Source organism: Tabrizicola sp. (assembly GCF_030694085.1).
In the GTDB taxonomy this organism is placed as follows: Bacteria; Pseudomonadota; Alphaproteobacteria; order Rhodobacterales; family Rhodobacteraceae; genus Tabrizicola.
On sequence record NZ_JAUXZE010000031.1, the window covers coordinates 61,196 to 75,209 of the forward strand.

The 14,014-nt window shown below is 57.8% G+C and carries 14 protein-coding genes; 10 read left to right on the forward strand and 4 right to left on the reverse strand.

The features are described 5' to 3' along the window. The first annotated feature begins 248 nt into the window (after positions 1 to 248). The 8 genes from icmT to Q8M85_RS04065 all read left to right on the forward strand — a co-directional run bounded on the left by icmT (position 249) and on the right by Q8M85_RS04065 (position 7,645). Positions 249 to 506, forward strand: coding sequence for an IcmT/TraK family protein (gene icmT, locus Q8M85_RS23350; protein WP_087865043.1), 258 nt, complete (start codon positions 249 to 251; stop codon positions 504 to 506). Further along, a complete protein-coding gene (parM, locus tag Q8M85_RS04035; protein WP_305540586.1) occupies positions 506 to 1,552 on the forward strand; it encodes a ParM/StbA family protein in 1,047 nt (348 codons plus the stop codon). Before icmT ends, parM begins: the two co-directional genes overlap by 1 nt. A gap of 213 nt (positions 1,553 to 1,765) precedes the next feature. Continuing rightward, on the forward strand, positions 1,766 to 2,281 hold the full coding sequence (locus Q8M85_RS04040) for a hypothetical protein (RefSeq protein ID WP_144267072.1): 516 nt from the start codon (positions 1,766 to 1,768) through the stop codon (positions 2,279 to 2,281). Beyond that, entirely contained in the window at positions 2,281 to 3,675 is a 1,395-nt protein-coding gene (locus tag Q8M85_RS04045) for a hypothetical protein (protein WP_305540591.1), read from the forward strand. The genes Q8M85_RS04040 and Q8M85_RS04045 overlap by 1 nt, the downstream gene beginning before the upstream one ends. A gap of 58 nt (positions 3,676 to 3,733) precedes the next feature. Then, positions 3,734 to 4,906: a hypothetical protein gene (locus Q8M85_RS04050; protein WP_144267073.1), complete on the forward strand. Its 1,173-nt coding sequence runs from the start codon at positions 3,734 to 3,736 to the stop codon at positions 4,904 to 4,906. 5 nt (positions 4,907 to 4,911) lie between these two features. Continuing rightward, positions 4,912 to 5,709 carry a hypothetical protein gene (locus Q8M85_RS04055; RefSeq protein ID WP_144267074.1) on the forward strand — a complete coding sequence of 266 codons (798 nt, stop codon included), beginning with the start codon at positions 4,912 to 4,914 and terminating at the stop codon, positions 5,707 to 5,709. Positions 5,710 to 5,979: 270 nt separating this feature from the next. After that, positions 5,980 to 7,107 carry a hypothetical protein gene (locus Q8M85_RS04060; RefSeq protein WP_305540596.1) on the forward strand — a complete coding sequence of 376 codons (1,128 nt, stop codon included), beginning with the start codon at positions 5,980 to 5,982 and terminating at the stop codon, positions 7,105 to 7,107. Next, a complete protein-coding gene (locus Q8M85_RS04065; RefSeq protein WP_087863492.1) occupies positions 7,076 to 7,645 on the forward strand; it encodes a hypothetical protein in 570 nt (189 codons plus the stop codon). Before Q8M85_RS04060 ends, Q8M85_RS04065 begins: the two co-directional genes overlap by 32 nt. A 54-nt stretch (positions 7,646 to 7,699) precedes the next feature. Here the strand turns inward: Q8M85_RS04065 and Q8M85_RS04070 are convergent, their stop codons facing one another. The 4 genes from Q8M85_RS04070 to Q8M85_RS04085 are packed head-to-tail and all read right to left on the reverse strand — an operon-like array spanning position 7,700 to position 9,954. Further along, positions 7,700 to 8,056: a hypothetical protein gene (locus Q8M85_RS04070; RefSeq protein WP_144267076.1), complete on the reverse strand. Its 357-nt coding sequence runs from the start codon at positions 8,054 to 8,056 to the stop codon at positions 7,700 to 7,702. A gap of 11 nt (positions 8,057 to 8,067) precedes the next feature. Next, the gene (locus Q8M85_RS04075) at positions 8,068 to 8,673 is read right to left on the reverse strand and encodes a hypothetical protein (protein WP_156391340.1); all 606 of its coding nucleotides are present in this window, start codon (positions 8,671 to 8,673) and stop codon (positions 8,068 to 8,070) included. After that, positions 8,670 to 9,530, reverse strand: coding sequence for a hypothetical protein (locus tag Q8M85_RS04080; RefSeq protein ID WP_087863495.1), 861 nt, complete (start codon positions 9,528 to 9,530; stop codon positions 8,670 to 8,672). Before Q8M85_RS04080 ends, Q8M85_RS04075 begins: the two co-directional genes overlap by 4 nt. Positions 9,531 to 9,543: 13 nt before the next feature. After that, a complete protein-coding gene (locus Q8M85_RS04085; RefSeq protein WP_056639236.1) occupies positions 9,544 to 9,954 on the reverse strand; it encodes a hypothetical protein in 411 nt (136 codons plus the stop codon). Positions 9,955 to 10,068: 114 nt separating this feature from the next. Between Q8M85_RS04085 and Q8M85_RS04090 the strand changes: the two genes are divergently transcribed. Further along, entirely contained in the window at positions 10,069 to 12,873 is a 2,805-nt protein-coding gene (locus Q8M85_RS04090; protein ID WP_305540602.1) for a DotA/TraY family protein, read from the forward strand. Positions 12,874 to 12,936: 63 nt separating this feature from the next. Continuing rightward, entirely contained in the window at positions 12,937 to 13,485 is a 549-nt protein-coding gene (locus tag Q8M85_RS04095) for a hypothetical protein (protein ID WP_305540604.1), read from the forward strand. Positions 13,486 to 14,014 lie beyond the last annotated feature (529 nt).

The following is a 14,014-nucleotide window of genomic DNA, read 5'->3' on the forward strand; positions in this document are numbered from 1 at the left end:
CGGTGCCGTTTAAGCGCCGCTAATGCGCTGTGAAGGTGCTGCATAGGGTTGTTTAGGTGTCGTTTGCGTGCCACACGGGCCGCTTGCGTGTTGTATTGGTGTCGTTTTGGTGTCGCCTACGTGCCGCGAGTGCTACACTGCACTCACGATGGCGCGCAGTGCCATCTACGTGCCATGAGCTGGTCCCTTGGGACTTGTTCATGGGTATTTGTATCGACTCTTGTTGCTGACAAATTGAAGGGGGATTTATGTCAACTGGGCGTTATCACTGGAGCAATGTCTCTGGAGAAGCCAAATTTTTCATAATCAATGCGTCGGCAAGTGTGCCGTGGCTAGCGCTGATTCTCTTTCCGCGCTGGTCCACGCTCGCAATTGCATTGATATTGACGGCTTTTTTGCTGTACGTGCAATTCAAGAAAATGAATTTCAGGACGTTTCTCAAATCGAAAAAAACGTTTTTCCTGGGTCATTCGATACGTGTTGAGCGGCCTTTCAAGGGGCAATGATGGCAACCAAAAAAAAGGAAACCTCCCAAATGAGCGAAAACAATAGCGATAAGGATCTCTTCGTTGGCGTGGATGATGGTCACTACGCCATCAAAATCGTTCTGGAGACTGGTCAAACGTTCTCGATCCCCTCGCGGGCCGCTGCAGGCAAACACCTGATTTCGCTACGCGATAGCGACGATGGCGTGTTCTACGACACCGAAGAAGGCCGCACCTTCACGGTGAGCGCTCAGCTCCCCAAGTTCGAGGACACGCGCTTTATGGACTACCCCAAGTCCGAGCTGAACCGTGTGCTCGTGCATGACGCACTGCGCCGCGCAGGCCTGGGTGGCCGCAACGTGCGCATCACTACGGGCCTCCCCGTCAGCTACTACTACCTCGCAAACGGTGAGAAGAATCAAGCGCTGATCGACGCCAAAGTTGCCAACCTGGGCAAGCGGGTCAGCTACGGCGACACCCCCCTTGCCAAGATCGTTGCCAACACCGTGACAACCGAAGCGGTTGCCTCGTTTGTGGATCAACTGATGGACCTCGACGGGAACCCCTCGGGTGACTTCCAGAATCTCTCCGAGATGCCCGTGGGCGTCATTGACGTGGGTGGCAAGACAACTGATTGCGCAGTTCTCTTGCCTGGAATGGTCGTTGACCCCAGCCGTTCGGGCTCGAACGATGTGGGCGTGCTGCAGCTCATGGAAAACGTTGGCGCAAAGCTGCTTGCACACCTGCAATTGGACGCTGCGCTCCCGGCCTCGGCCATTGAAAAGGCATTGACCACAGGCACCGTCCGCTTGTATGGCAAAGAGCAGGACGTGAAGAAAATCATTGACGACGAAAAGGAGCGCCTGACGCAGCAGATCATGAGCGCAGTCCGCACGAAGGTCGGCAGCGGCGCTGATCTCGATCATGTGCTCTTCGTCGGTGGTGGGGCACTGGTGCTGAAAGAGCAACTGCTGAAACACTTTCCCCATGCTCGCGTGCCAGACGAACCAGTGTTCGCCAACGCGCGTGGCATGCTCAAGTTCGCCAAGCATGTGGTGGGGGCCTAATGGCGAGCGAAGGCAAGTGGGTTAGGGCTTCGACGGCTTTGAACGGCAGCTACGAAGCCGAAAGCGACTTGCAGAGCGATCTCCAGAAGACCGACACATCCAACAGTGGAAAGCTGTTGCGTGCGTTGATCCGGGCGGGCTTCAAGGCCAGCCACAGCAGTCATGGCAGCGCTGCGGCGACTGCCGTGACACACCCAGGTGGAGGTCAACCGCATGAGCCCTAAACGCCATGGCATGTATCTCTCACCCGAAGACGATCAGCAACTGTTGCAGGAGCTTGAGAGTTGCACGGTGAAGGGTCGGAAGTCGGAGTTGCTCCGCAACTACGCACTGCTCGGCTACAAGCTCGCGCTGGACCTGTGCGAAAAAACGCAGGACCACGCGGCGCTGACGACAGCGCTTGCCGCGCTGTTTGGCGCACAGGAATCACAACATGATTTCCGGCAAGCGGCCGAATTTTTGAAGGTCAGAGGCCTGCGCAAAGGGCAGGGCGGCACAACGCAGATCGCTGCACAACCACCTGCTCCTGTGCAGGCGGTTGTGACGGCACCTGCGCAGCCGTCCGAGGCGCTGCGCGAGCCGTCCCAGCCTGACGACAAGGCGGCACCGCTGATGGCGCACGAAGCGCAGCCAGCGGCTACAAAACCGCGCTGGGGCGCTTTGAACTCGCTGGTAGGCGGTGCGACTCAGCCCAAACCAATTACCTCCGACGAAAAAGGGAGTGACTGATGGCCAGTGGTGCGAGCGGCAGCGGCAACGGGCGCAGCGTTGACGATTTCACGATGATCCTGGCCCTCCTTGCAGGGTCGGTGATCGCAATCTTCATTGCTTGGCTCGCGTTTCATACCGAGCTTTCGATGGCGTACACCTACGTGCGCCGAGCGGAGTTGTGGTGGCTCGACATGATCGGAGCCACAGGCCTTCCAGGCGCTGCTGCAGTCAGCAAATGGTTTGCCAAGGGCTGTGCTGCAAGCGGCTTGTTGGAGCGCTGCACGCGCGATTTCAGCACGATGAGCTGGAGGGAAATTACCAATCTCGCCTTCTATGTGAATGTGATTTTGCTGCCCTTCATCATGCTTTTTGCGTTCAAAATTTTCGCAAACATCCAGTCCAAGCATCCGAACAATCGGTTCTCTAAAACCTTCAACGTGGACAGCTTTGTTCGCGAGAAAAAGCCGCTCTATCGCCACCTGCGCATGTTCGATGCGCTGGACTTGATAGAGGCGCCCCTGGATCACCCCGTCTTGGGCATGTCTCAAACCTCGCGCCAGTTCGTCTACCACCATCGCCTTATCGTGGACAACGGCGAGCCTGGAGACGGCTGGATAGAAGAGGCAGATGGCTCTGTCACCCCGGTGCTGGATAGAGCCAAAGCGGAGCGTGTGCTGCGAGAGCAACTTGGCTCTGTTTGGACCGGGGTTGCAAACCTCACACCAGCAGAAACGCTGTTGCTCGCAATCGCCATCCCGCGCGTAGCAGCCACCGATGGCTCGCTGGACGATGCTGCTTTCAAGGCCTGTCTTGCCGAGTCCAACGAGATGGTCAATTGGTGCTGGGATCAGTTCAAACCACCGCCAAAGGATAGCGACAAGGCTGACAAAGCTGGTATCGCAACAGACCCACTCGCATGGCTTCAACCTCAGATTGATTTGACGGTGCCACGCACCGTCATTGCACGCCATATCGAGAGCAAGCCTATGCAGGCCATCCTGGGCAAGCACGCCTACGTGCGGACGATCCTGTTTGCCATGTTCACCGCCGCGCGCAGCCTGGGCGTGCTGCCGCCCGCAGACATGCGCTGGATGCGCTTCTTTGATCGCACGCTGTGGTATGTGCTGCAGAACTTCGGTCGCCAAGGCGCCTACGTGGAGGGCAGTGCGGTCCACGTCCACTACTTGTACGAAATCAAGTCCAACAACCCATTGATCGAACCGCAACTGGACAAGGCAATTACGGCCCTGGATATGGCCCTGACCGCCTTCCGCTACAGGCCATCGGATCGTGACGCTTACCGGGCTGGGGCACGGTCAATCGCGGAAGCGCTACCACCCGAGTTAACCGAGCAAAAAGACCAATCAGAAACGCCTGATGACCGCCAAAACGCCAAGGTTGTCAAAAATTAGTCGTTACGCTTTTCTAAATCGGTGATAGCATCGTGTGAGCTTCAAATGGATGTTGCTCATGGAATTGACACGCAAAAAACTCGCTATTGCCGCCGCTGCGGTGGCCGTCTTAATGGGTGGGGTTTGGCTCGTTGCCAGCCGCACCGCCTCCCCTCAACTTTCTGCAGATGGCATCGCCGACTTCAAGGCACCGCCTCGTTCACCTGATCTCAGTGGAGAAATCCACGACAAGATGGCGGCACTGCAACCTCCAAACGCAGAGCGGCCAGAGGTCAAGCTGCCACCTGCGCCACCATCGCGTGGATTCGACGCTCCCCCAACGCTGCCGACCGTAGGCACACCCACGGCTCAAGCGATAGGGGCGGGTGCCGCAGAAGCGGCGCAAGCTGCTCAGGCTTTGCAAAACGACCCCGTGATGACCCATCTCGCACGCTACGGCACACCTGTGACCAAGCAGGTGATGCCTGTTGGTGGCTTGACGATGTGGACCCTCATCAGCAAATCCGGCAAAACCGTGAAGCTGTACACCACCGCCGATGGCAAGGCCCTCGTTTCCGGGGTGGTGTGGAATCTGGAGAGCGGCGCCAACGTATCCGAATCCGCTGCGCTGCCCATGCCGATGCCCGGTGGTGACCCCAACTATGCGGCACGCCTGCCTCAAGTTGTGGCACCGGCCACGCCCACAAACAACCTTGTGACCGGCAAGCACTCAACCCCGTCCGCATTCGACGGCAAGGCCCCCAACCAGATCCCCGAAGCCATCAAGCTCGTTGATGGCTTGGCTGGCTTCAAGGAAGGGAAGGGCGGTCCAGCGGACACGCTCTACATCATCATTGACCCCCGGTGCCCATACTGCCGCAGCGCCTACCTCAAGACGCGCGAGCATGTGGCCAAGGGAATGACCATCAAATGGATTCCCACTGCCGCCTTGGGGCGCCCTGAACAGGGCCTCCCCCTGGCGACGACCATCCTGCGCTCCAAAGACCCCAGCGTGATGGAGCGAGTGCTGGGCAAGCACGAGCAAATCGCTACCGAACCTACTGCCGCTGACGTGGCAGCTCTCAACAACAACCTCGACTTCATGTTCGAGGCCTTCAAGCAAAACAACGAACCCAGTCCCGGAGTCCCCGTGGCGTTCTTCGTTGATCGCCGCTCTGGCAAAGCACGAATGATGATGGGCCTGTCTGAACAGGCAGTTATTGACGACATTCTCGGCAACCCCAAGAAGTAAATTCCATGGCAAAACAAACTCTGCCCGATTTCGCTCCTGAGCTGCGCGTTGTTGCAGCAGGAAACGCAAGCAACCGTCTAGTCGTCGTGTTCGATACGGCCACCGACCTTGACCTCAAGCGCTCGCCCCGCGTGGTGATGATCGACACCGAAGGCGTCACGAACATCACCACGGAAGTGACCGATGTATCCACCCAGGAACTGGTGGACCGTGCGCTGTACCAAGGCAAGATCAACCTGCTCACCCAAAAGGGCGAAGCAGAAGCTACTCGATACCTCCTGGCCGAGTTTTCGCTGGAAGTTGAGGGCAGCGGCAAGCGCAGCAAGGAAGGGAAGCTCAACTTCCCTCCAGCGCTGGAAGTCGAACAACAGGTTCTCCAGGGCGTGGCCGACGCCTTCACCGAGGCAAGCCTGGAAATGGTCTACAGCAGCGGCGCAGGAGCCGCCCCGACCACCGCAGCCTATGAACAGGCTCCCGCTGGCTCTCCTTGGCTTGCCAGACCAGCCCTGGCCTACGCTGGCGGCCCAGCCGCCCCTACAGGCTCAGCGCGCAGCAGCGGCGGCAAAAAGGGCTGGAGCAAAAAAGCAACTTGGTTTGTTGGCCTGCTGGCCTTGCTGCTTTTGGCCGCAACGCTCAAAATCATGCTTTCGTCCTCTGATCCCGTTCAGTCCGCCGTCAACAAGGCGCTTGCAAACGACCCTCGCGCCCGCGACGAACAGATCGAGATCACAAGGAATACTCTCAGAGAAATGGGCCTTGATCCAGGCAAAAACGGCGACCTGGGCTGTCTCGCGGCCCCATAACACCGGATGCTTTCATGGAAGGTAGGGTGCCCAGTCTTCGTGGTGACTTTGCTCTCATCCCCACCCGCCAGCGTCAGGCTTGGCGGGATGCTGCTGCGCGGCATTTGACGAGCATCATGCGTGACCGCGACGACAAACTACTGCCCAAATGGAAGCAAGACGAACAACTTGAGCCAGCGCGACTGTTTATTAAGTTATTGCGCGAGCAAGGGGTGGACGACTTGCCTACCATAGCGGGTCTATACACATCAATAGAGCCACGTCCCACGTATGCGCGAACTCAGTAACGTCGAAAACGACCCCGCCGCCCTAAAAGCACTGAGCGAGGAAATAGCGGCTTTTTGCCTCCGAACTCGCTACCTCTTGATCCCGTCACCGGAGCAACTGACCGATGCGGTCATCTTGCTTCGGCGACTGGTTCTGATCTCCCACAAGGTCTTGCCGATCAAGAGCTACTTCAACCTGCTGCGCGATCTGCAGCGAATAGTGCTCACTTCGGCTGTACTCGCACACGAGCACACCAAGAACATGCCGGAGGACACTGACGAGGCTGTACAAGCGAAGCGCAGGGCCTATCAGCATTACGACGACCAGTACAACGCAACCCTGGCCGTCCATCCTGTTGGGGAAGTGGAGGGCGAGCAAATCGCCGCCCTGGTGCGCCATCGCCTTTGCACAGAAGACGTGTTCTGTGCTGCCTGCTCGTTCTTGCAGCTCGAAGTCTCCAAACGCGGCTCCATCTACTACATCCGGGGCGAGTCGCCTGAATTCTCGGAAACGAAGAAGAACCGCGACCCCCTGGTGATGGACAACGAGATCACCTTGAAAACACTGGCGAGCAACCTCGCCCGCCCCGATCTTGAACGCGGGGCGGTCGAGCAGACCCAGATCACATACGGATTCAATCTGATGGCAAAGCTCTACCAGCTTTTCATCAAGATGCCGGTTGTCATCCAGTGGATAAAGGACGGCGAGCACCTTGCAAACCCGCGCCGCAAGGTGGACGTGCGGGCGCACTTCAACCTCACGCTGCGCGATTACGACACGGTGATGGTCATGGCCCGCCAGATGGGCATGACGGTCCTCAAATCGCGAAAAGAGGCGAGCGCCATCAAATGGACGCTCAATGCAAAGATCGAGGAGCGCGTCCTGGCGCACGCCAAGCTGACTGGCTACTCGCCGAACAGGGCATTGAATTCCCTGCTGCACGACCTGTTCATGCTCATTGACGCACGCAAACGCGGTAAAGCACTCCAGCCAGCAACGCCAGAGGCTCCCGCTGCGGCCCCTCCAAAACCCGTGGCACGCCCGGTTCGTGTCAAGGCAAAACTCTCTCAACCCAAAAAACCGCAACATGGAGCGCGGAATGGCAAAACAAGAACAAAGCGACGCCCCTGAGATTCCCGAGGAAGACAAGAAGAGGCTCCAGAAAGCCACCACCTTGTTGACCGCATACACCAACTTCATGCGTTGGGCAGGGAACTTCCGCCGCGATGAGATCAAGCGGCACCCGCGCCACGCATCTGTGGTGATGCTCAGTACGATGCAGTCCAGCCGGTTTGCATTCGCGGTCGAGGGCAGCTCTCTGCTCCTGGCCGCGCAGCCGTTCGAGATGACTTGGCTTTCCGCCATGCCATTTGACTCGGCCTATGTCTCCGACAGGCTGTATCTGTCCACAGATGGTGCGCAGTGTATGGAGGTGAACCTGCCTCCACTCACCATAGGTATTTGGTGCGATCAGAAAGCCAAGCGCGAAGAGATGGCCCAGGCCAACTATGTCGTGCCGGTGGAGATGACCGTCCACGAGGGCCAGATCACCGATGTAGGCAGGCCCCAAGGCCTCGGCATCAAGATCAAGCGCGGGGACGTTGTTGCAGCTCTCAACGAGGCCACGAGAGAGCGCCAGAACAGCCGCGACATGGCGCGGTACTTCTAACGGTTCCACCCACAAAAAAGCCGCCTCGCAGGCGGCTTTTTTTATGAGCTGCCCTCAGATCGACGGGCCATCATTCCAAGGATCGTTGGACCCAAGCCCGATCTCGTCCATCTGACGAGAAGTCGCGGCTCCATTCTTGAGCCACTCCACATCGAGGTTTTGTCCCTTTTCTGCAGACTCGATGATGCGCTCGCGCTCTGCCATAGCAACAAAAACGCCATCGAGCGTTTCGTTGCTGGGGGCCTTGTAATCGGCCAGGAGCGAGTCCACCACCGGGGGAGGGAGCTTGTTCAGCGCTGCCCGCGTCTGCTGGCCATGGGCCGACAGCGCGGACTGCTTGGAAATCAGAATTTCACGCTCTTGCGATGGCAGAACGCTGGATGACATGGCCTGGAAGGACGCTGGAGACATAGACACCTCGCTCACATCGACGGCGAAGGGCCGTCATTTGGTTCGTCGTAATGCGAATACACCATGTCGGCATATCGCTTCAAATAAATCTGCTCGGCCTGCAGCAGCAGCTCGGCGACCTGGGGCCGGTTGGCCTCCGGCACTGCCAGGGCCGTCTCGCTCTGAAACTGCGCGCGCAGCTCCTGCCGCGCCTTCGCGCCCATAGGGAACTGGTCAATGCCCTGCATGGCAGTCACGAAGCTCTCCTGCAGCACGTTGATGCCGTCAGCATCGTTGCTGCGCAACGCAGGGATGGAGTTCAACGTGGTCAATGCTGCGGCGTAGACGCTGACCATGGAGGAAAGCTCCCGCTCACGGGTTTCGTTGACCCGAGGGGAGACAGTGGCGTGTGTAGCGCGCTCTTTGAGGAACCCGCTCTCGCGAGCAGCGAGGGTGTGAATGCCCGTGCGCACTGACAGCGCTCTACTGTCTTCGCCAAGCATCTCATCAGCCATGGAATCAATCGCATAGCTGTTCTCGGGAGTGGATGCAAGCTGGCGCAAAGCGGCAATGCCTATCGCGGCCTCGCTTGCTCTGCGGACGGACAAATTCGACATATAGCTTTCATGTGCTGTCATGATGGTGCCATATCGTCTGAGTAGCTTGAAGACTCGCGCAGGTCTGCTCTGGCCTGCAGCAAATCCCTTGCACGTTTGGCCGCACCGTGCTGAACAAGGTGCATCGTGGGCGACGATGCAATGTCCACCAGCACGCTGTCCGGTGTGTATGGGTTTTCGACAAAGGCCTCAACAACGCCCAGCGCCTTCGAGGTCTTGTCGAACATTTCCCGAAGCTGCTCCGATGACTGGCACACGGGGACGAGATATGGAGCGAAATCGCTCTCGTAACCCACCATTAAAGCACTAAAAATAGCAGCTTTTTTAGTTGTCAGACCTGGCTCGTCTAAGCGCATGTGCCCCCCAAGGCTCGCAGCCACGTTCAACCGTGTCCGCTGGTCATTGCTGACTGCCAAGGCTGCAAGTGTGTCCAGCGTCGCATCAGGCCGTGCTGCCAGGGCCTGCAAGGTCGATGTGTGACCGCTGCAGTGCTCAATCAGTGCTGCCTGAACCTCCGGTGCAATGCGGCGCTGCCTCAGTGTCGCCTCGGAGACAATAGGAGCGTCGCGGCCTTGCTTCACCAGCTCGGCCTGTTGGGCTGGCGACACACGGTTGATCTCGGCGTAGATCAGTTGTGTTGCGAGCGCCTGCGAAGCGTCCGCCATGTTGGCGATGTGTCGCTTGAAAGCAACTTGCATCGTTTGACCAACAGCGGTCGCCGCTTCGGTCAGCTTCTCAACGAGGTTTCCTTGGACCTGGGCCAAGTTCAAAACCACACGAACTGCCAATCGTGCAGGGCGATCTTGATTGAGTTGCCTGCTCAGAAAGTCGTTCTCCGACTCAAAGCGAGCAACTACCGGGAGCTTCTTCATCGTCATAGTGCTCCGTTCGTTATGCGTTCAACAGGGTCGTCTTTGTGCCCAGCAGGACTGTTTCGCTCATCTCTGGGGGGAACACCACCACCTCGCCAAACCCCTCGACCCTCAACGTGAGCAGCTTTTTGCCTGTGTCCTTCATTTCCCGCGTAATCGCTTCACCGATGGCGCGCATCGCGCTCGCATCAACGTGAGCGGGCAGCGCGGGCACCTCAAGGCGGTACTCGGCATCGAGGTCGCGTGTCAGCAGCACCTCAAGCGTGGAGCCCGGAAAAAGTCCACCCACCGCACAGTCGGCCCGCGCCTGGGCCGCTGAGTAGGCCAGCGCCTGGAGCGCTGCATAAATCTCAACGTTGGAGACTTTGATGGCGCTTCGCGCGAGCACCCACTGGGCTCCATCCGTGTAATTCAATTCCTGCAACGGCATGTTTTCTCACTTTTCTACGATGATGGCACTCGCCGAGTATATTTTCTTCATTGAAAACACACTAGCATCCTGAGAGAATCTTAGGACTCGGTTACATCACTTCGGGACACATCAATGGCAACAATGCCTTTCACCCCCTGCACGGCAGACCCATGCACAGACGTAACAGTCAGCATCCTGCAGACAGTCTTCGGGCCAGTTATTCGCAATCTCACACTTGGAGCGGACCCTGGCACGGTCGATCCGGTTGTGAACGTGATCGCGACGATGATGAGTTACTTCAACAGCGGGGTGCTGACCGTTGCGATGCTGATCGTCAGCTTCATCACCATCATGGGCGTCATCAACACGGCCAACGATGGCGAGGCCTTCGGAAAAAACTGGTCGTCCTTGTGGACACCCGTGCGGATCGTTTCCGGTGCGGCGGTGCTTCTGCCCACGGGCACCGGCTACTCGTTCATCCAGCTCATCGTCATGATGTTCTCGCTGTGGTCGGTTGGCTTTGCCAACGGCACCTTCAAGATGGGCGTTGAAAACGGCATCATCGCTGGCTCACTACAAAATGTGAGTCAGCAAATCGGGGTGGGCTCTAGCGCAACAGCGAATAAAGACTTCCCTTTATTCAATATGCGAGAGCTTGCATCTAACTACATGGTCTCGGCATATTGCGCAAAAACTGTTAATGCAGTTTATGGCGACGGTATTGTTTCTGGCCTCGTGCCACCGAATGTCAGTTTGAATACGGGCGGCACACCTGACAGGCAAGCCACCGAAGCTGGTATTAAAACCACATACACATACGAGTTCAAAGACAGAAATCTTTTGGCTCCGCTGGCTGGTGGGAACGCAGTTTGCGGAACAGTCAACCTGTATGAATATCAGCATGCAACCCCGACACCGAGTTCCACACCAGTGCTGTTGTCCGCAGTTTTTGACGATGCGGCGCGTGATGCCAATAATCAAGCGATCAGCCTGTTGCGGGACGCCATCCTCGCTGCAAAACTTTCCGCAGTCAAAGACATGATGCGAGAAATCGACAGTTGGGTTGCGTCCTGGCCTGGAGACATTAATCAGGATTGGAGCACTGTCAGCGTCAATACCTTCAACACTATTGCCGACAACGCTCAGACAAATATGCTGTCGAACCTCCGGTCGCGCATGCAGTCTGACAATACCCTCAAAGGGTTGATGGAGCGTTTCACAAATGACATTACCAAAGACGGCTGGGCAATGGCGGGCGGCTATTACCAGCGTCTGGGAGGCATCCGTGAAGAGCTGCGCAAGATTTACGCAGAGTCACCCGGTACTGTGACGCAACCAGCTCTGCGCTGGCTCCCGGAAGATGCCAAGGGCAACTTGGTGCGACAAAGCGCAATCATGCCCGCTGTCATCGCACGCAAGGCGCTTGACGGCTCTGGCTACACCCCCAAATCCATCACTGACACAGGCAATGTCGCAAGCATCATTCCTGTCGATCTGGACGATGTGGACATTGACCAGATGGGTGAGCGTGGCAACAAGGTTATGAATTCACTTGTCGGCAGAGTGATGGAGGCCGTCACGAACACGGCGACGGGCGCGGACGGTAATGCAGATGCCATCGCTCGTATCAAGACTACAGGAGATATTCTGGCTGTCGCCAATGGAACGCTCTCTGGTATTGGCAAGCTGCTTGATACTGCTGTGACCACAGGTCGTGTAATTGCTGCGGCAACAACCGGCGTGCCCATCGTGGGTGGCGTGTCGAAAGCAGCGGATATTCTCAGCGAGTTCTTGGGACGAAATATCCTGCAACCCATCGCGGAAATATCAGGCTGGATAGATATTCTTGCCTTCTATTTCGGTGTTTTCCTGCCCAGTTTGCCTTACACGATCTTCATCGTGGCGGTTGTTGGGTGGCTGCTGGCCGTCCTTCAAACTGTGTTCGCAGCTCCGCTTTGGGCCGTTATGCACATGACGCCTGACCGGACATTCGTTGGTAGTCAAACACAAGGCTATTTGATGTTCCTGTCGCTGTTTATGCGGCCTGTACTCATTATTGCAGCGCTTTTTGCTGCAATGTTGCTTGCTAATCCCATCATCTTGTATGTATCGAAGGCATTCTGGGCAATGCGGACAGCAAATGTTTCGAGTGCTGAATCCCTGGGATTCTTTGTCCAATTCCTCACTTGGAAAAACTGGATGATTATGTACGGCCTTATGCTGGGGCCTATCGTGTACATGATCTTCGGTCTGACAAATACACTTCCTGATGCAATCCTTACGTGGATCGGCGCCGGAATCAAACCGCTGGGTGAAACCCAGGCCACGGCAGAGATGCGCAGCGGCATGGAACGCCATGGAGCATCCGCACGCGGCGCAGCCCTTGGCGGCGCGGCAGGAGCCCGCCGCTTGCCACCCGCTGGATCGGGTAATGCAGGGCGCAGCGGAGGCGCCATGCCCTCTGGCGGCTCAGGCCTGGGCTATGCCGGTGCTGCAGCAGGCGGCGCAGCGGCAGGTGCTGCCTATGCTGGTGGAGCGGGAAGCGACGCCAATCGCGCCCATCGGCCAATCTCCGACACTGGACAGTCCAAGGGACATGACACACCAGACTATGTGCCGCCCGAACAGTCTCCGGCCACGTCCAGCTCGCGCGCTGCGGGAGCTGGTGCTGCAGGCGTTGCAGCAGGCGCTGCTGCGCAGAACTACTCGTCGGGCCAGGACCGACTGGTCAACAATGAATCCTCAACCTCATCCGCAAGAGCTGACGATGCCACAAGTGGCGGTACTGATGCCAATGGCAACAGACCACTCTCCAACGAAGCAGCCTCGACTGCAGGCGTTGGTGCCGTGCTGAATTCGGATACCGCAGAACCATCTGGTACAGCTAAAAACCACATGCTCGATGACAATGAGAGCGACAGAAGCGCTGCAGCCTAAAGAAAACCCGTGCGCAAATTTTCTAATTAGCGCATACTAATTACAACGTGAAAGGAGTACCCAATGTCCGTTTTTCAAGACCCTCGACTTGCTGAGTCCGTTGGCTACAACACTGGACATGCTCACGGCCATGCAATGGGCCTGGAGCAGGGGTACACCAATGGCTGGAACGCTGCCACGATCCACAGCGAGAACGTGATCGCTGAACGTGACGGGGTGATTGAGCGTCTCCACGACGCGAACGCCAACCTACAGTACCAGCTTGCACAGATGCAGCAGCTTCTTGAACTGCGGCAGGAGCAAGCCCAGTCGCTGCGAGCCGACTACGAGGGCATGCACAAGGCATTCTTGGGTGTTGTGGCTATTGCCACACCTGCAATGAAAATTGTTGCGCATCAGCCGCTCGCGGCCCGCGATACCTTCATCTCCGAGTACGGAGACAATGCGTACAAGCTGCAAGGGCGGGAATACGTGACCGCCCATCGGTTTCCTCACAATCAGCCACTGGTGAAGCAATACCTCTCGATTGGGCACCACGTCATCAACGAAACGATTGCACAGATCAAGAAGCAGCAAGCCTCACCATCTCCAGGCGCAGCGGCCACAGCCTGACGCACCTCAATCACGGTTCCTCCCTTTAACCAGCGCACTCCGCTGGTTTTTTTTTGCCTGCTGTGTTCAGCACGCAGCAGCTCGTGCACAAACCCGCCTCGGCGGTCCACCGGAATGTCGAAATGTCAGGAGGGAAGGCAGACGCCCTGGCCAGCGTCGTGAGCGACTTCACCGAGGCCGCAGGGGCATCCTGCAGGAAGGCCGCTCAGGAAACCACCCAGCCCGACCCCTTGCCAAAACGTTTTTAGGCCCTTCCTGGGCTCGTGGGCAAGCGACAGCGGTATTTCCAACCGGCTTCGCCGCCCCCTCTTCCTGATTAACAGGTCGGAGGGGGGTGCCGCTGCGACGGCAGCGGGGGGAGGGCTTGCCCTCCCATGGGGTCTGGGGCGACAGCCCGCAGCGGGGGAGCTGCCAGCAGGCAGCGGGCCGGAGGCCGAGGGGCGTCGAAGCGCCCCTCCCACAGAGGTAGTTCTTCTACGGCCTGGGGGGGCCTATTCCGCCCCCTTCGGGGGCCTGTTAATGGTATTGG